Consider the following 17,895-nt stretch of genomic DNA (forward strand, 5'->3'; position numbering starts at 1 on the left):
TGCAATATGCACGGCTTTTAAAATTACGAATTCGCTTTTTGGTGGATGTGTGCAGCTGCTACAAACCCTTCAAATAACGGATGACCATCACGTGGCGTTGACGTGAATTCCGGATGGAACTGCGCGGCAATAAACCATGGGTGATCTTTATTTTCGATAATTTCTACCAGTTTTTTATCTTCTGATAAACCAGTAAAGCTTAAGCCTGCTTTTTCAAGTATTTCTACGAAGTTATTATTTACTTCGTAGCGATGACGATGACGTTCAACAATTTCGTCGCTGCCATATACTCCATGTACTTTAGAACCAGGCGTTAAATGACATTTTTGTGCGCCTAAACGCATAGTGCCACCTAAATCAGATTTTTCGCTACGTGTTTCAACATTACCTTCAGCATCTAGCCATTCAGTAATTAAGCCAACTACAGGCGCTTCTGAATTTGCATTAAATTCTGTAGAGTTTGCATCCGTTAAACCTGCAACATTACGTGCATATTCAATTAATGCTACTTGCATTCCTAAACAAATACCTAAGTATGGTACTTTATTTTCACGTGCATATTTAGCTGCTAAAATTTTACCTTCAACACCACGTCCGCCAAATCCACCCGGTACTAAAATAGCATCTAAGTGTGAAAGTAATTCAACACCTTTGCTTTCTAAGTCTTGTGAATCTACGTATTCAATGTTGATTGTTAGGCGGTTTTTAAGACCCGCATGCTTTAATGCTTCGTTAACCGATTTGTACGCATCTGGTAATTCAATATATTTACCAACCATACCAATGGTCACTTCACCCGTTGGGTTAGACTCTTGATAAAGTACTTGTTCCCACTCAGCTAAATCAGCTTCTGGTGGATCTAAGTGAAAACGACGACATACAAAGTTATCTAATTCTTGTGTTTTTAATAACGCAGGAATTTTATAAATGCTGTCTACATCGGGTAGTGAAATAACCGCTTTTTCTTCTACGTTTGTGAATAATGAGATTTTTGCACGCTCATTATTAGGTAGTTTACGGTCTGAACGACAAATAAGAATATCTGGTTGAATACCTACTGAGCGTAACTCTTTAACAGAGTGCTGAGTTGGTTTCGTTTTAACTTCACCGGCAGGGCCTAAAAATGGCACTAGCGTTAAGTGAATAAATAGCGCGCGTTCGCGGCCAATTTCAGTTCCCATCTGACGAATTGCTTCAATAAACGGTTGTGATTCAATATCACCTACAGTGCCGCCAATTTCTACAATAGCAATATCATAACCTTCAGCACCGTCGTATACACGCTGCTTAATATCGTTAGTGATATGTGGAATAACCTGAATAGTAGCACCTAGGTATTCACCACGGCGCTCACGACGTAATACGTCTTCATATACACGGCCTTGTGTGAAGTTATTACGACTAGTCATTTTGGTACGGATAAAACGCTCGTAGTGACCTAAATCAAGGTCAGTTTCTGCGCCGTCTTCTGTAACGTAAACTTCACCGTGTTGAATTGGGCTCATTGTGCCTGGGTCAACGTTGATGTAAGGATCCAGCTTTAAAATGGTAACATTTAAACCACGGGCTTCTAAAATAGCGGCCAGTGAAGCTGCGGCAATACCTTTACCCAACGAAGAAACAACTCCGCCAGTAACGAAGATAAATTTTGTACTCATGCGAACCCTAGAATATCAGGAATTAAAAGGAATATAACACCCAAAGAAGAGCCTAAGGGTATATCATCAAGACGGGGCGAAATTGTACCAAAACACTGCTTATCAATCCAGCTAAAATTAGCTAATACGCGCACAAAAAATGTGCACTATTTAACATTAAGCCTATTTTACTTTTTTAATCGCATCCCACGCACTATCCATCTCTTCAAAGGTTGCTGTATCTAAGCTTTTACCTTGCGCATGCAAATAAGCGTTTACCTTTTCAAAACGCGCTGAAAACTTATCATTAGCGCTACGAAGCAGTTGTTCGGGATCTCGTTTAACATGGCGTATAACATTAACAGTGGCAAAAAGTAAGTCGCCGAGCTCTTCCGCTGTATGATCAGATAGCGGGTCTTGCTCAATCGCTTCTTTTACTTCAAGCACTTCTTCACTCACTTTATCTAGTGCACCATGATACGTTGGCCAATCAAAGCCAAGGGAAGCCACGCGTTGTTGAATTTTTTTGGCTTTACTTAAGCTTGGCATACTGCCAGGAATATCTTGCCAAAAAGAAGGGGGTTCGGTTTGCGCTCTAGCACTTCGCTCCTGTGCTTTGATTGCTTGCCACTGCTGCGATAATTGATCGTCTGTTAGCTCTTTTTTTTCACCAAACACATGCGGGTGACGACGGGTAAGCTTATCGTTTAATTGCTCTACTAGATCATTAAAATCAAATAGATTTTGCTCTTGTGCAAGTTGCGCATAAAAAACTATTTGAAATAGCAAATCACCCAATTCACCTTTAAGCTCATCTAAGTTGCCTGATTCAATACAGTCGGCAACTTCGTACGCTTCTTCTAGCGTATGCGGCACAATAGATTTAAAATTTTGCTTGAGATCCCACGGACAACCGCCCTTGGGATCTCGCAGTGTTTTCATTATGCTAAGAAGTTGTGTAAGCGCTGTATTATCATTCATGATTAATGACCACGCTTGGCATCATGTACACCTTCAATTTGGTGTAATTTAGAAAGAACACGGTTAGTACCCGATAAGTCATGTACTTCTATTTGCATTGTAAATATAGCTAACTGATTATCTTCAACCGTATTTACGTTCATGTTTAAAACATTTACTTTTTCATTAGCAAGTACTGAGCTTATATCGCGTATCAACCCTGAACGATCGGTGGCTTCTATTTTAATACTTAGTGCGTACGAGCCGTTAATATCATCTGACCAACTTACCGAAATAACACGCTCAGGATGCTGGTTTTTTAAGTTATTAAACGAATCACAGTCTTCCTTATGAACACCTATTCCTCGACCTTGGGTTATATAACCTATTATTTCATCGCCAGGTACTGGGCGACAGCACTTGGCTACATGGCTCATTAAGCTGCCAACACCATCAACCACAATGCCGTTTTTATCACCAGTTACTTTACTTGGTGCTTTAATGCGAATAACCGGCTCATCTTCTGTCCGATCACTTACAAAGTTAAGCATTTGATTGAGGCGAACATCGCCCGCACCAATCGCAACCATTAAGTCATCCAGCTCTTTAAAGTTAAAACGCTTAATGGCTGGCTCTAAATCTTTATATGTTAAATTGAGCTTTTGTAATTCACTGTCGAGAATTTCTTTCCCCGCACTTAAGTTTTTGTCGCGGTCGAGCTGTTTAAACCAGTGGTGGATTTTAGCTCTAGCACGGGATGACTTAATGTATCCTAATGACGGGTTTAACCAATCACGACTTGGATTTGGTTGTTTTTGGGTGAGTATTTCTACCTGATCCCCTGTTGTAAGTTGATGCGTAAACGGCACTATTTTGCCGAATATTTTTGCACCAATACAACGATGCCCCACATTTGAGTGGATGTAGTAAGCAAAATCAAGCGGTGTAGCGCCAAGTGGTAAATCGATAATATCGCCGCTTGGGGTAAATATGTATACGCGATCTTCTACTACTTGGTTTTTAAGCTCTTCTGCTAAATCGCCACCATCAACCACTTCTTCTTGCCATTGGAGTAGTTTACGCAACCAGCTAATTTTTTGCTCATAACCCGAGCCGCGCCCTGGTAATGCACCTTCTTTGTACATCCAATGTGCAGCCACCCCTAACTCAGCATCTTGATGCATGTCGCTGGTACGAATTTGTATCTCTACCGTTTTACCTTCAGGTCCAAATACCACGGTATGAATTGACTGATAGCCGTTTTGTTTTGGGGTTGCTACATAGTCGTCAAACTCTTTATTAAGATGACGCCAATTGGTGTGCACAATGCCCAGCGCACCGTAGCAGTCTTGCAATCGTTCAACGACGATACGCATTGCCCGAATATCAAAAAGCTGATCAAACTCGTAGTTTTTTTGCTGCATTTTTTTATAAATGCTGTAAATGTGCTTAGGACGGCCATAAACCTGGGCCTCTATGCCCGCTTCACTTAAACGATTTTTTACTTGCTCAACCATATCTTCCATGTAGGCTTCGCGTGTAAGACGTTTGTCGTCAAGTTGTTTGGCTATGCTTTTATAGGTGCCTGGGTGCAAATATCTAAACGATAAATCTTCCAGTTCCCATTTTAATTGCCCTATTCCTAATCTGTTTGCCAATGGTGCAAAAATATCAGCCGTTTCTTTAGCGGCAATGACGCGGTCTTCTTCATCCGCATTTTTTACATTGCGTAAATGACATACCTGCTCGGCAAGCTTAATGACCACGGCGCGCACATCTTCAACCATGGTTAATAACATTTTTCGAATATTATCAACTTGCATAGTGCCTTTACCTTGATGCGATAAAGTACTAATAGTGGCCATTTGTGCAACCCCAGTTAGCAGCATGGCAATGTTATTCCCAAGCTGCTCTTCGATGGTTTCAAGCGATATTAAGTCGTTTAAAAAATACGGGGTTAAATACGCAGTAGCTAACGATTCGGGGTCGAGATTTAGCTCAGCTAAAATTTCAACCATTTCGATTGCAGTAGTTTGCCTGCTTTCACTATCACATTTTACGCAGAGCGCTTGGGCTTTAGTAAGTAGCTCTGTTTTTTCTTCAGACAAGGCAAGAAATGAAAGCCGAGTGCTAAAATCTGTTGTCTCATCTTGTTGATGTGATTGTCGTGTAGCTACCATAATGCGTTCTACCTCCGTTGAAATAACGCCATAGTTTCAATATGCCCTGTATGAGGAAACATATTCATTAGCCCAATTTTATTAAGATCAAAGCCAGCTTGTGAAATAATTGCGCTGTCACGGGCTAAAGTAACAGGGTCACAAGAGACATATAAAATAGTTTTAAACTGCTTTAAAGGTAATTGCTCTAATACAGCCATAGCACCAGTCCTCGAAGGATCGAGTACAAGCACATCTAAGTTTTTGCTAAACCATGGGGCGCTCTGTATGCTTTGGGTTAAATCAAAGCAATGAAACTGCGCATTGGTAATAGAGTTAGTTTGCGCATTTTGAGCAGCCATTGCAACCGCTGAAGTCACACCTTCTACACCAATTACAGATTTTGCTTGTTTTGCTAACACTAATGAGAAATTACCAATCCCACAAAATAAATCCAATAAATTTTCATCACCTTTTAAATCAAGCCAATTTGCAGCTTGCTTTAACATAGCTTCGTTAACTTGCGCATTTACCTGAATAAAATTACCTAAACCAAATTCAAATTTTAGATCAAATTCTTTAAGATAATAAAATGGCATGGCTAAGTGTGAATGTTCTATTGCATCGCTCTCGCTTTGCCATACAATTTTAAACTGCTGGCTTTTTGTTATGTGCTCAACCAAAGCCTTTGTATCATCATTAATTGCTTTAGTGTGACGAATAACAACAAAGTTTTGTTTATCACTTTGGCATAACTGTAAATGGCTTATACTGTGCAGTGCTTTGTGTTGATTAATTAAATCATCAAAAAGTGTGAAAACATCTGTAAATACTTCATCAAGTACTGCACATTTATTAATACTCACAATATTTTTTGAGCCACTTGCTCTGTAACCCACGCGCATTTTTTTAGCTGCTTTATCAAACATAACAGCTATACGAGCGCTGCGCCTGTAATGCACAGACTTACTTAATAATGGAGCTTGCCAGTTTAAGCTGTTTAATTTAGCAAACTTACTAAATAACTGAGTAACTGCAGTTTGTTTTTCTACAACTTGTTGGCTTATTTCTAAATGCTGTAATTGGCAACCACCACACTGATTATAGTGCTCACAAAAAGCGTCTACTCTTGATTCACTCGCTTTAATAACTTTAATTACTTTTGCACTGCTGTATTTAGCTTTATCTTCAACGAGCGTCGCTTTAACTGTTTCATTTGGTAATGCACCGCTTACAAAACATACTTTATTATTATGCTTCGCAATACCACGCCCTTGATGATCCATTCCCGTTATATTTAATTCTAATGTTTGTTGCTTAAGCGGTTTTTTTTTCGCTTTAAAAATTTGCGCCATTAGGCATTACCTTCAGTTTATTTATGAAGCACCTATATTTAGATGCTTTAGAATGCGTGTTGAACCGTATATACTCAAGTCATACTAATAACGATAAAACGCTCCCATTATGACCAAATTAGGCTTACGCGATTCTGTTTTAACACTGACCCTGATCCCAACGGTGATCATAGGATTACTACTTGGTGGCTATTTTACAATAAATCGTTACATTGAGCTTGATGAAATTTTATATCAGCAAGGTACTACTATTTCTGAGCCCCTTGCTATTGCGCTTGAGCAGCCCATGCTCGAAAAAAACAAACAGCTATTGAATCGCCTTATAAGCTACACGCATAACAAGCACTCCCCTACAATTAAGTCGATTGCTATTTTTGATAAAAATAATGCGCTATTAATGACCAGTAATTATCATCGCTCATTTGAAAAGTTAATTAATCAAAAAACGCTCATAAATTTAAAAACGACCCGTGTGCAAAAGTCAGATGAGCTTGTTACATTCTTCACGCCCATTATTAACCATACAAGTCACGACTCTAAATGGGATCCATCGGCTTTTCAGTCATCTTTGGGCACCGTTATTATACAGCTAAACAAAGACCAAGCAGTTATAGGGCAGCAACGTGCTTTATTAATTAGCGGTATTGTAATTATTTTATCGTTGGTATTTGCAGCAATTTTAGCTTTAAGGTTAAGCCGCATGTTTATGACGCCGCTTAATAAGTTAGTACTTGCAACCGACAAGTTAGTCGAAGGTAAAAGAAGTACTGGCCTTAACGACAACATGATAGGTGAATTTGAGCTATTACGAGAAGGCTTAAACACCATTGCTCACACTATGGTGATGCAAAAAGATGAAATGCAAAAAAATATTGATCAAGCAACGAGTGACTACCGCGAAACACTAGAACAATACGAAACTTCAAATATAGAGCTCTCGTTTGCAAAAAAAGAAGCTCAAGATGCTAACCGGGTAAAATCAGACTTTTTAGCTAAAATGAGCCACGAACTCCGTACTCCGTTAAATGGTGTTATTGGATTTACACGCCAGCTTTATAAAACACCGCTGAATAAACATCAAAAAGATTATCTCGACACTATTATGCTATCAGCAAATAGTTTAATGACTATTATTAGCGACATTCTAGACTTCTCCAAACTAGAAGCGGGTGCAATGGAACTTGAGTCGATTCAGTTTCAACTTCGTGATGCTGTAAATGAAGTAATGACGCTACTCGCTCCTAGCGCACACGATAAGCAATTAGAGCTATCCATTTACATTAACCAACAAGTACCGGATGACTTAACGGGCGATCCCACTCGCTTTAAACAAGTCTTAATAAACCTGTTAAGTAATGCGATTAAATTTACCGAAAAAGGCTCTATTAAGGTCGACATAAGCCATCGGTTACTCGACGACGAACGCACTTCTTTACTTGTGTCAGTAACAGATACTGGCGTGGGTATACCTATGGATAAGCAAGACTCTTTATTCACTCCATTTGGGCAAGCAGACTCAAGCATTACACGTAAGTTTGGTGGTACAGGCCTTGGTCTTATTATTACCAAGCATATTGTTGAAGCAATGAGTGGTCGTATAACGTTAAATTCTGCGCCTGGTAACGGTACCTGCTTTACATTCAATAGTGTGTTTAGTTTGCCAAATCACGTATTTACAAATGACTTACCGACTAAATCGCTCATTGGTAAGCGTATCTTATATTTAGAGCCACATGAGCATACGCACCATGCCGTACTTTCGTTATTAACCCAGTGGGAATCAAACGTTACGGCATGCTTTAACGAAACTAGCTTTTTAGACGCTATAAAAAATACTGAACATAAATATGACGTTTGCTTAATTGGCCATATGGCATCAGTTGATGATATGCAGCAACTAAAAAGCTATGTAAAAGCCGTGCGTGAATCTACAGATTACTTATATTTAATGCTTAATACTGTATCGCACAATATGCGAGAAGCCTTTATAGGCAGCGGAGCTGATGCATGTTTAAGTAAGCCACTTAATCACCGTAAGTTATGTGAAGTACTTGCAGCACCTTACAGACTTGACCACCCGACTCATAATATTGAACAAAACGATCAAGCTCTACTGCCGTTAAAAGTATTGGTTGTTGATGATAACGATGCTAATTTAAAACTTCTCCATACTTTGTTAAGTGAACAGATTGAAGTAATAGAAACGGCTCATAATGGTTCACAGGCATACAGTTTAAGTAAAAGTCATAAATACGACATAATTTTTATGGATATACAAATGCCAATTATGGACGGTATAACCGCATGTAAGCTTATACAAGAATCATCACTTAATGAAGACACACCCATTATCGCTGTAACGGCACACGCCCTTCAAAGCGAAAAAGAGCAACTACTAAAAGATGGCTTTAAAGGCTATTTAACTAAGCCTATTGATGAAGATATGCTTAAACAAATTATTAGCGACCATAGTCCACAGACTCCTGTTAATCGTGACAAAGCTAAGACAGATACACCACAAAGTCCTGCACCATTTCAAAGTAGTAGAATTGATTGGGCACAAGCCCTGCAGCGTGCTGGCGGAAAGAGCGAGTTAGCGCTAGAGATGCTTAACATGCTACTTTTAAGTGTCCCTGAGACCCTTACATTACTTGCTAAAGCAATAGAGAGTAACGATTGCCAGCAAGTGTTAAGTATTGTCCATAAGTTTCATGGTGCATGTTGTTACACTGGTGTACCTAAACTTAAATCACTCGCAGAAACAATCGAAACATCGCTTAAAAATAAATGCTTGTTAGAGAATATTGAACCTGAATTATTTGAGTTACAAGATGAGCTTGAAAACCTACTTGCAGATGCAAGTGTGACCGAACTGCAAAGATAAGCTTTGAATTTTAGATACAAAAAAACGCGGTATTTACCGCGTTTTTTTATTAAGCTTTTTAAATGCTTATGTTTGCTTATCTTACATTCTTGCTTCAATCATTAATCGTTTCATGTCGCGTACGGCTTTATCAAGCCCATCTATAGCTGCACGAGCAATAATAGCGTGACCAATATTTAGCTCATAAATCTCAGGCATTGCAGCGATTGGTTTCACGTTATGATAATGAAGACCATGGCCAGCGTTAACAATCAAACCTAAGCTTGCTGCGTATTTAACACCTTCACGAATGTGCTCTAACTCTTTGTGTAAATCAGTATCATTTGTGGCATCAGCGTACGCGCCTGTGTGTATTTCTACATAAGGAGCACCACATTCTTTGGCTGCATCTAACTGTGCTTTATCTGCATCAATAAATAGCGATACTTTAATACCCGCTTCGGTAAGCGTTTTTGTTGCTGCTTTAATTTTATCTATATTACCGGCTACGTCTAAGCCACCTTCGGTTGTTAATTCTTCGCGCTTTTCAGGTACTAAACACACGTACTCAGGTTTTACTTCAAGCGCGATTTTTATCATTTCATCGGTAACAGCGGTTTCAAGATTCATACGAGTTTGAATGGTTTTAGCCATTACATAAACGTCGCGATCTTGAATATGGCGTCTGTCTTCACGTAAGTGAATCGTAATACCGTCTGCGCCTGCATGCTCTGCTACACTGGCTGCATGAGCAGGATCTGGATAGCTTGTTCCACGCGCTTGGCGAAGTGTTGCAATATGATCTACGTTTACACCCAAAAGAATATCTTTCATTTTCTTACCTGTAAAATTACGTTTATTGAGAGGCCATAAATAGCTCGCGGCTTTTTAATGGTTTACTACCTAATAAGGGTTTTAATAAATAGCGACTTAATTGCTTTGCCATATATAGCACATCATTTTGGCTAAAGTCATGATTTGCTATGGCGTTGAGTTGTTTGCCACTAAATCCAGAACGTGTATCTTCTTGTACTAAAAAACCAAGTTCGGGGAAATAACTATACGTCTGCTTTTCATCTATTGGTTCACCACTGGCGTCAAAACTAAAATCCACGCCATAACCGAGTAATTCCAATAGTTGAAACTCGTATGAGCGAAGCACCTCTTGTAAATTAGCCCCGCTGTTTAGGTTTGATAGATGAGTTTTATATAGCTCAAATACTTGTTCAATTGGCTCGTTAACAGGAACGATACGATTTGTAAGCTCATTTAAATAAAAACCACAATAAAGCTCATCACCTTTTAAAAAGTGCGAGTTCCCAAGCAGTTCAAACTTATTGATATATTTTAAATCGTACTTGCCACTGTAATTAACAAGCAGTGCCTGAAACGGCTGAAGTTGTGCTTTATGTTTAGTGGCCTGGCGACCACTAATTCGGGCCAGCATTCTTAACTGACCAACGCCTTCTACAAGCATATCTAACATTACTTGGGAGTCACTATAAGGACGCCGATGTAATAAATACGCGGTGTAGAAGTCGCTATCCATTCACTAAGCTACTGCTTGGTTTAGTCTTCACTGTAACCTAAGCTTCTTAGTGCACGTTCATCGTCAGCCCAACCCGACTTAACTTTAACCCAAAGCTCTAAGAATACTTTGTTATCAAGCATTTCTTCTATGTCTTTACGGGCTTCACGGCCAATGGTTTTTAGCTTTTCGCCTTTATTACCAATAACCATGCGTTTTTGTGTTTCGCGCTCAACAAGAATCAACCCGTTGATATGCCAAATACCGTTGTCTTGCCATTTAAACTGCTCAATTTCAACAGTTACAGAATACGGCAATTCTTCGCCCATAAAACGCATTAGTTTTTCACGAATTACTTCAGCTGCCATAAAGCGCATTGAACGGTCAGTTACATAATCTTCCGGAAAGTAAAATTCGCAAGGAGGTAAGCGTTTAGTTACTTCTGCTTTGATTAAATCAACATTTTTACTTTGCGTTGCCGATACTGGCATAATTCCAACAAAATCAAACTTGTCACTTAACCACTTCATATGAGGCAACACAAGGTCACGGTCTTTAACTTGGTCTATTTTATTAATAACCAATAATACCGGCTTACCACTTTGCGATACTTTATTAAGTACCATGTCGTCATCGGCATTCCAATGAGTGCCCTCAACTACAAAAATAATAAGCTCAACATCGCCGATAGAACTAGACGCGGCACGGTTCATTAAACGGTTAATCGCACGTTTTTCTTCAACGTGTAGACCTGGTGTATCTATGTATACCGCTTGGTGTTTACCTTCGGTATGAATACCCATAATACGATGACGCGTGGTTTGTGGTTTACGTGAGGTAATACTCACTTTTTGCTCAATAATTTCATTAAGCAAAGTCGACTTACCTACGTTCGGGCGCCCTACAATAGCAACCATTCCACAAAACGTATCTACATCACCTTCATGAGGCTGTATTAGGGTATCAAGGTTCATTTTTAAGTATCTTCAATGCTTTTTCAGCAGCTTTTTGTTCGGCTTTACGGCGCGAGCTACCTACAGAAATTATGCTATCCATTCCATCAACAATACATTCGACCGTGAATGTTTGATTGTGTGCTTGGCCTTTGGTATCAACCACAGTGTAACCCGGTAAAGATAATTTACGGGCTTGTAAATACTCTTGCAGCAGGGTCTTCGGATCTTTTTGGTTAAGCCCTGGTGAAATAGCATCTAATCGTGATTCGTACCATGACAATATAAGATCGCCACAGCTATCAATACCTGAATCTAAAAATGCAGCGCCAATAATAGCTTCTACTGCATCAGCAAGCGTTGACTCGCGACGGAATCCGCCACTTTTAAGCTCGCCCGGCCCTAAGCGTAAATAATCGCCTAGGCCAAATTCAAGACCAAACTCGGCAAGTGTTTGACCACGCACAAGCGTTGAGCGCATGCGGCTTAAATCGCCTTCACGCGCTTTAGGAAATTTGGCATAAAGTGCATTGGCAATCACAAAGCTTAAAATAGAGTCGCCTAAAAATTCTAGTCGCTCATTATGCTGGCCTTTGTGGCTGCGGTGCGTCATTGCTTGCTCAAGTAAACCTTGATCGGCAAATTCATAGCCAATTTTTTTATATAATTCTGTTACATTTTTTTTCATCGTTACTGAATATTACCTAGGCGCTCAAAGCGAACACCAGTTGGAACCCATCCTGGTAAAATATCATCAGGGCCATTCTCAAATTCAAAACTCATCCATATAAAGACAGCTTTACCCACCAAGTTTTCTTTTGGTACAAAGCCCCAAAAGCGACCATCTTGGCTGTTGTCGCGGTTATCACCCATCATAAAATAATGATCAGCAGGAACAGTCCATTCATCAGAAGGCGTGCCCGGTTGCTGGTAGTAACGCCCTTTTCTCTCAGGCGCTTGTGGGTTGATTAATATATCATGCGTAACTGTTGTTAAATTTTCATTTACACGAGCTAGAGGCATTGGGCCTTGTTTAAATTCGTTATCATTAATTAGTTTAAAATCAATTTTATTGAATTCATTACATAAAAGCTCACCCTGCTGGGTTTCGCCTTCTTTACAATTTGGCTGAATATATAAACGTTTATCGCGATAAACAATTTTATCGCCAGGTAAACCAATTGTACGTTTAATATAGTCAACATTTTCATCTAAAGGGTATTTAAAAACAACAATATCACCACGCTCAGGCTGCCCAATATCAACTAATTGAGTACGCCAAACAGGGTCTTTTATTCCATAAGAATACTTTTGTACTAAAATAAAATCACCTACTAATAATGTAGGCATCATTGAACCGGATGGAATTTGAAACGGTTCAAAGATAAATGATCTAAAAATAGTAATTGCTGCAATCATCGGGAAAATCGACTTTGCTGTTTCTGTTAGTACTGGTTCTGGTGCAATTAATGCCGCCGTTTCTTCATCTAACGGAGCTCCAGCAGACGTTTGCGCTATCGCTAAGCGCTCCTGTCTTTTAGGTGCATACATTAAGTGATCTATTAACCATATTAAGCCTGAGCCTAAAGTTAATAACACCAATAAAACTGAAAAATAACCAGCCATTTATAATCCTTTGTTTTTATTTGCCAACTTTTAAAATAGCTAAAAACGCTTCTTGAGGCACTTCAACATTACCTACTTGCTTCATACGTTTTTTACCATCTTTTTGCTTTTTAAGTAGCTTTTTCTTACGGCTCACATCACCACCGTAACACTTAGCAATTACGTTTTTACGTAATTGTTTTACCGTGGTACGGGCAATAACATGTTGTCCGATAGCAGCTTGAATCGCTATATCAAACATTTGACGTGGGATAAGCTCTTTTAACGCATCAGCTAACTGGCGACCACGAGACTGTGCACCATCTCTGTGAACAATTATCGCAAGTGCGTCAACGCGCTCACCATTGATTAAAATGTCAACACGCACCATATCTGATGTTTGAAAGTGTTTAAAGTTATAATCAAGCGACGCAAAACCACGGCTAGTTGATTTTAATTTATCAAAGAAATCCATCACCACTTCAGCCATAGGTAGCTCGTACGTTACAGCTACTTGCTTTCCGTGATAAGTCATTTTTGTTTGGCTACCACGTTTTTCAATACACAAAGTAATAACGTTACCTAGGTATTCTTGTGGTACCAAAATATTAGCTTCAACAATCGGCTCTCGAATCTCTACAATATCGTTTACTGCAGGCAAATCAGATGGATTATCAATCTGAAATGTACCTTCTTTAGTAACTATCTCATAGATTACCGTAGGTGCTGTTGTAATTAAATCAATATCGTATTCACGCTCTAAACGCTCTTGAATGATTTCCATGTGTAGCATACCTAAAAAGCCACAGCGGAAACCAAAACCTAGTGCAGTTGAATTCTCTGGTTCAAAGAATAACGACGCATCGTTTAAGCTTAATTTATTAAGTGCATCACGGAACGATTCATACTCATCGGATGCAATTGGGAACATACCCGCATAAACCTGAGGCTTAATTTTTTGAAAGCCAGGTAAGCGAAGTGGAGCTGCATTTTTTTGATGAGTAATAGTGTCACCTACTGGCGCACCATGTATCTCTTTAATACCAGCAATAACAAACCCTACTTCACCTGTTCTTAAAATACCGGTGTTGGTTTGCTTAGGTGTAAACACACCTACTTGGTCGGCAGTATGTATATGCTCGTTCGACATTATTTTTATTTTGTCGCCAGTGCGTAATTCACCGTGCTTAATACGCACTAGTGATACAACGCCTTGGTATGGGTCAAACCAAGAATCGATAATAAGTGCTTGTAAAGGTGCATCTTTGTCGCCTACTGGCGGCGGTACATCTTTAACAATCATTTCAAGAACTTCGGCAATACCTACACCTGTTTTAGCGCTACACTGCACTGCATCAAGGGCATCAATACCAATAATCTCTTCAATTTCTTCTGCAACACGTAAAGGATCCGCTTGCGGTAAATCGATTTTATTAAGTACTGGAATTACTTCTAATTCCATTTCAATAGCGGTGTAACAGTTAGCTAGTGTTTGTGCTTCAACGCCTTGGCCTGCATCAACAACAAGCAACGCGCCTTCACAAGCAGCTAAAGATCGTGAAACTTCATACGTAAAATCAACGTGTCCTGGAGTATCAATGAAATTAAGTTGGTAGGTTTCGCCGTCGTTCGCTTTGTAATTCAACGTTACACTTTGCGCTTTAATGGTAATACCACGTTCGCGCTCAATATCCATTGAATCCAAAACTTGTTTTTGCATTTCACGGTCGGTTAAACCGCCACAAACTTGGATCAAACGATCTGAAAGGGTCGATTTACCATGGTCAATATGGGCGATGATCGAAAAATTACGGATATGCTTCATAAACTGGATTCTATACTTCTATTTTAATGGACTAAATATGAATACCTAAGTGACTTGAAAATACTTGCTTTAGGATGCCATAAGCTAAATTTGTATATAACAAACTGTACTTACGCTTTTTAAGATGGGTTACAACCATTTTATGTATTGAATAACAATAAGTTATATTTACTTAACTTAAATAATTCAGCCAGATAAAATAATTTAAAAAACCACGATTCCCTGTATTTCCAAGTTACTTTGGTATAAAACGGCAATTTTACATTTAATTGGCGTCAATCACCATCTATTTGAGTTAAAGGGATACTAATTGGGTGAATTTTTATAACTTTTATATCGTGCTTTAGAGATTTCACGCGAGTTTTAGCTATAAAAAAGCCAGTAATACCACCTAAAGCAGCAGCTAAAATCTGCCAGCCTTCGGAAGCTATAAACAATTGCGCCGCAACAAATGCAAAAACAAGACTCAAAAGGAGCGGTAGCATGTAAACCGCAAAAGCATGCTTAACGACATGACTATCATCTAGTGACAAAGTGACCTTTTGCCCTATTTCTACTGAGGATTCAAATTTATAAGGAAAGGTTTTTTTTGCAGTGCCAAATAATTTACTAAACACTTGTGAGCCACAACGACCATTGCAGCCTTCACAAGCTTGTTTTTGCTGTGCTTCTAAATGAGCAATGTGGCCATCGAGGGCCACAACAGTGAGGGTTTGTTCAATCATAACAATCCTTACGGAATCGTCTATAGTGCGCGAGTAACTGACTCTGCAATCGCTTTTGCGGTCATACTCGGTACATTACCAACAACCGATACATCAAAATTACCGCCATTATGCACATATACTGTCGTTGCACCAGAAGTGAGTGCTCCACTCAAACGCTTACCTGGTAATGGGCGCTGAATAAATACAGAAACCTCAACAAAACCATCAGAGAACAAATAATAATCAGTTAATTCGTTATTTAAATCGAGCTTATGTCTATCTGATTTTAGCAACTCAAAGCCATCTGGTAACCAGCTGATTTTCCAGTTTGTGGCAGTACTATCTTCATTTATAAGTGCATTGTTTGGCAAAGGCGTCGGAAAGTTTCGATTGAGCACTTCAACTAGCATACCGGCTGGCTGCTCTGTCACACTAATATGTGTAAGCTGTAACTGCTCTAAGGCTTCACCTTCATGGTTAACGTACGCGGCTTTTAGTAACAACGACGATTCCATATCCAACCAAATCCAGTAATTATATTTATACTCGTCTTTAGATTCTATGCGAACAAGTTGCGCTGCGCGCCCTGCAATACGCCCTTTGCCGCCTAGTACAAAATCATAGTGCGCACTTAAGCGGTCTATATCTTTAAATAGTACTTCAGGGATTGGACCTGCTATTGAATCTGTTTTTAGAGAATATGGTTCAGACTGAGGTTCAAAATAAGTAACTTGATTATCGATACGGACCATTTCAAGCCCAGCACCGTTAAGTAAACTTAAATGCTCAAGTTCGGTGTCACCTTGTAAAGCATGCACCCATCGGTAGGGTTCCATTGTTTTACCTTTGACAACCACAAACGAGGCGTCAAAATTACGGGTGTGAACGGCATTAGCCATTTTGAGTAATAAATCTTTGGCAGGATTTGTGTCGTTGGCAAATGCATTAAAGCTTACTACCAACGACAGAACAAAAGTGATTACTTTCATTTAATTAGTTTTTTTCCTCAGACGCTTTGGTATTAGTTTGCGCTGTTTCTAAAGAATTCGCAACTCGTGCTTGGCGTTGATGCTCAAGAACTAACGCACCAATACGCTGTTGCTGTAGTTCACGTAAACCTTGCTCAGCATTTTCAAGCGCAGGCTCAGACGAATAACTTACTGGCGAGGCCATACCCGCTAGCGGTGTGGTTTGCAGTAATGGAATTTCACTTTGCTGCTCATTGTTACTTTGAGGAAGCGTATTAACGCCCACAATAGCAAACATCGCTACACTTGCTGCAATAGCTAATTGAGCAACTGGTTTGCGCCAATTAAAAGCGACTACTTTATTATCTTGTACTGTTTCAGTGATTGCTTGAGGCTGTGTTTTTGACTGACTAAAGTCAGCATAAACAGGCTCGCTTTCTAGTGCTAATGCAACGCGATCGCTAATATCAATATGTATGTCGTTATTATTTTTTTGAGCACGCATCGCATCACCAATTAACGCATAACGGCCAAACGTAGTTACATCTTGCTCTGCAATTTTTGCATCAGTTAGATGTTGCTCGCCATCAAGTAATGCCGATAACGCTTCGTTATCTAACTTGTTAAGGTGTGCTTTTGTCATACTAAGACTCGCCTATTAATGGGTTTAATTTGTTATCTATTGCTTCACGGGCACGAAATATACGCGAACGCACAGTCCCGACTGGGCAATCCATTACCACTGCTATTTCTTCATAGCTCATCCCTTCTATTTCTCTAAGGGTGATTGCGGTTTTAAGATCTTCAGGCAAACTATCAATCGTATTAAAAATAACAGCGCGTACTTCTTCGCTTAAAAGTAGGTTTTCAGGAGATGCATTCGATCGCATTGAATCTGCACAATCATAAAACTCGGCATCTTCAGCGTCTATATCATTTGCTGGCGGCTTACGCCCCTGGGCTACTAAGTAATTTTTAGCACAATTAACGGCAATACGGTATAACCACGTGTAAAAGGCGCTGTCACCTCTAAAGTTAGGAAGTGCACGGTAAGCTTTAATAAAAGCTTCTTGTGCTACATCAGCAATATCGCCTTGGTTAGATACATAACGTGAGATCAAACCTGCAATTTTGTTTTGATACTTCTTTACTAATAGGTTGAAGGCGTTTTTATCTCCTTGCTGGACCCTTTTTACTAGCACTAAATCTAATTCCTGCTCGCTCATTCGAGCCGGTACTCCTATGTCTGATTTTTGCTTGTTATTCATATTGTCGTCATTGTTCACAAATACTCTGACCTCTTTATGAATAAAAAGTTCTGCTTAATATTATTTT

At 39.4% G+C, this 17,895-nt stretch carries 15 protein-coding genes; 1 reads left to right on the forward strand and 14 read right to left on the reverse strand.

What is annotated here, in order from left to right:
• Positions 1 to 23 precede the first annotated feature (23 nt).
• The 4 genes from H5117_RS08300 to rlmD form a co-directional block, all read right to left on the reverse strand.
• Positions 24 to 1,658 (reverse strand): CTP synthase, encoded by a 1,635-nt coding sequence (locus H5117_RS08300; RefSeq protein ID WP_033020682.1) that lies wholly within the window; start codon positions 1,656 to 1,658, stop codon positions 24 to 26.
• A 162-nt stretch (positions 1,659 to 1,820) separates the two neighbouring features.
• A complete protein-coding gene (mazG, locus tag H5117_RS08305; protein WP_182737162.1) occupies positions 1,821 to 2,618 on the reverse strand; it encodes a nucleoside triphosphate pyrophosphohydrolase in 798 nt (265 codons plus the stop codon).
• Positions 2,619 to 2,620: 2 nt separating this feature from the next.
• Complete coding sequence (gene relA, locus H5117_RS08310; protein ID WP_024594977.1) at positions 2,621 to 4,777, reverse strand: GTP diphosphokinase; 2,157 nt, start codon at positions 4,775 to 4,777, stop codon at positions 2,621 to 2,623.
• A gap of 8 nt (positions 4,778 to 4,785) precedes the next feature.
• Positions 4,786 to 6,111, reverse strand: coding sequence for a 23S rRNA (uracil(1939)-C(5))-methyltransferase RlmD (rlmD, locus tag H5117_RS08315; protein WP_182737182.1), 1,326 nt, complete (start codon positions 6,109 to 6,111; stop codon positions 4,786 to 4,788).
• 109 nt (positions 6,112 to 6,220) lie between these two features.
• Between rlmD and barA the strand changes: the two genes are divergently transcribed.
• The gene (gene barA, locus H5117_RS08320) at positions 6,221 to 8,995 is read left to right on the forward strand and encodes a two-component sensor histidine kinase BarA (RefSeq protein WP_182737195.1); all 2,775 of its coding nucleotides are present in this window, start codon (positions 6,221 to 6,223) and stop codon (positions 8,993 to 8,995) included.
• A gap of 81 nt (positions 8,996 to 9,076) precedes the next feature.
• On the opposite strand, the gene pdxJ is transcribed toward barA, so the two are convergent.
• The 10 genes from pdxJ to rpoE form a co-directional block, all read right to left on the reverse strand.
• The gene (gene pdxJ / locus H5117_RS08325) at positions 9,077 to 9,808 is read right to left on the reverse strand and encodes a pyridoxine 5'-phosphate synthase (protein WP_002958712.1); all 732 of its coding nucleotides are present in this window, start codon (positions 9,806 to 9,808) and stop codon (positions 9,077 to 9,079) included.
• Between the two features lie 22 nt (positions 9,809 to 9,830).
• A complete protein-coding gene (recO, locus tag H5117_RS08330; RefSeq protein ID WP_182737199.1) occupies positions 9,831 to 10,523 on the reverse strand; it encodes a DNA repair protein RecO in 693 nt (230 codons plus the stop codon).
• Positions 10,524 to 10,543: 20 nt separating this feature from the next.
• Positions 10,544 to 11,476 (reverse strand): GTPase Era, encoded by a 933-nt coding sequence (gene era / locus H5117_RS08335; protein WP_182737210.1) that lies wholly within the window; start codon positions 11,474 to 11,476, stop codon positions 10,544 to 10,546.
• Positions 11,466 to 12,143: a ribonuclease III gene (gene rnc / locus H5117_RS08340; protein WP_002958715.1), complete on the reverse strand. Its 678-nt coding sequence runs from the start codon at positions 12,141 to 12,143 to the stop codon at positions 11,466 to 11,468. Before rnc ends, era begins: the two co-directional genes overlap by 11 nt.
• 2 nt (positions 12,144 to 12,145) lie before the next feature.
• Entirely contained in the window at positions 12,146 to 13,081 is a 936-nt protein-coding gene (gene lepB / locus H5117_RS08345) for a signal peptidase I (protein WP_002958716.1), read from the reverse strand.
• A gap of 16 nt (positions 13,082 to 13,097) precedes the next feature.
• Positions 13,098 to 14,885 (reverse strand): translation elongation factor 4, encoded by a 1,788-nt coding sequence (lepA, locus tag H5117_RS08350; RefSeq protein ID WP_002958717.1) that lies wholly within the window; start codon positions 14,883 to 14,885, stop codon positions 13,098 to 13,100.
• A 275-nt stretch (positions 14,886 to 15,160) separates the two neighbouring features.
• Positions 15,161 to 15,610 (reverse strand): SoxR reducing system RseC family protein, encoded by a 450-nt coding sequence (locus tag H5117_RS08355; protein WP_182737214.1) that lies wholly within the window; start codon positions 15,608 to 15,610, stop codon positions 15,161 to 15,163.
• A 20-nt stretch (positions 15,611 to 15,630) separates the two neighbouring features.
• Positions 15,631 to 16,581, reverse strand: a complete 951-nt coding sequence (locus tag H5117_RS08360) for a MucB/RseB C-terminal domain-containing protein (protein WP_024594972.1) — start codon at positions 16,579 to 16,581, stop codon at positions 15,631 to 15,633.
• 4 nt (positions 16,582 to 16,585) lie between these two features.
• Positions 16,586 to 17,203 carry a sigma-E factor negative regulatory protein gene (locus H5117_RS08365; RefSeq protein WP_002958720.1) on the reverse strand — a complete coding sequence of 206 codons (618 nt, stop codon included), beginning with the start codon at positions 17,201 to 17,203 and terminating at the stop codon, positions 16,586 to 16,588.
• A gap of 1 nt (position 17,204) precedes the next feature.
• Entirely contained in the window at positions 17,205 to 17,786 is a 582-nt protein-coding gene (gene rpoE, locus H5117_RS08370) for an RNA polymerase sigma factor RpoE (protein WP_002958721.1), read from the reverse strand.
• Positions 17,787 to 17,895 lie beyond the last annotated feature (109 nt).

This window comes from Pseudoalteromonas sp. SG45-1 (assembly GCF_014164135.1).
Taxonomy (GTDB): domain Bacteria; phylum Pseudomonadota; class Gammaproteobacteria; order Enterobacterales; family Alteromonadaceae; genus Pseudoalteromonas; species Pseudoalteromonas distincta.

Bases quoted from the DNA above. Each gene is read 5' to 3' on its own strand.
- relA (WP_024594977.1), bottom strand. From the start codon at position 4,777: ATGGTAGCTACACGACAATCACATCAACAAGATGAGACAACAGATTTT.
- rlmD (WP_182737182.1), bottom strand. From the start codon at position 6,111: ATGGCGCAAATTTTTAAAGCGAAAAAAAAACCGCTTAAGCAACAAACA.
- barA (WP_182737195.1), top strand. From the start codon at position 6,221: ATGACCAAATTAGGCTTACGCGATTCTGTTTTAACACTGACCCTGATC.
- H5117_RS08360 (WP_024594972.1), bottom strand. From the start codon at position 16,581: ATGAAAGTAATCACTTTTGTTCTGTCGTTGGTAGTAAGCTTTAATGCA.
- pdxJ (WP_002958712.1), bottom strand. From the start codon at position 9,808: ATGAAAGATATTCTTTTGGGTGTAAACGTAGATCATATTGCAACACTT.
- era (WP_182737210.1), bottom strand. From the start codon at position 11,476: ATGAACCTTGATACCCTAATACAGCCTCATGAAGGTGATGTAGATACG.
- rnc (WP_002958715.1), bottom strand. From the start codon at position 12,143: ATGAAAAAAAATGTAACAGAATTATATAAAAAAATTGGCTATGAATTT.
- recO (WP_182737199.1), bottom strand. From the start codon at position 10,523: ATGGATAGCGACTTCTACACCGCGTATTTATTACATCGGCGTCCTTAT.
- H5117_RS08300 (WP_033020682.1), bottom strand. From the start codon at position 1,658: ATGAGTACAAAATTTATCTTCGTTACTGGCGGAGTTGTTTCTTCGTTG.
- rpoE (WP_002958721.1), bottom strand. From the start codon at position 17,786: ATGAGCGAGCAGGAATTAGATTTAGTGCTAGTAAAAAGGGTCCAGCAA.
- H5117_RS08365 (WP_002958720.1), bottom strand. From the start codon at position 17,203: ATGACAAAAGCACACCTTAACAAGTTAGATAACGAAGCGTTATCGGCA.
- mazG (WP_182737162.1), bottom strand. From the start codon at position 2,618: ATGAATGATAATACAGCGCTTACACAACTTCTTAGCATAATGAAAACA.
- lepB (WP_002958716.1), bottom strand. From the start codon at position 13,081: ATGGCTGGTTATTTTTCAGTTTTATTGGTGTTATTAACTTTAGGCTCA.
- H5117_RS08355 (WP_182737214.1), bottom strand. From the start codon at position 15,610: ATGATTGAACAAACCCTCACTGTTGTGGCCCTCGATGGCCACATTGCT.
- lepA (WP_002958717.1), bottom strand. From the start codon at position 14,885: ATGAAGCATATCCGTAATTTTTCGATCATCGCCCATATTGACCATGGT.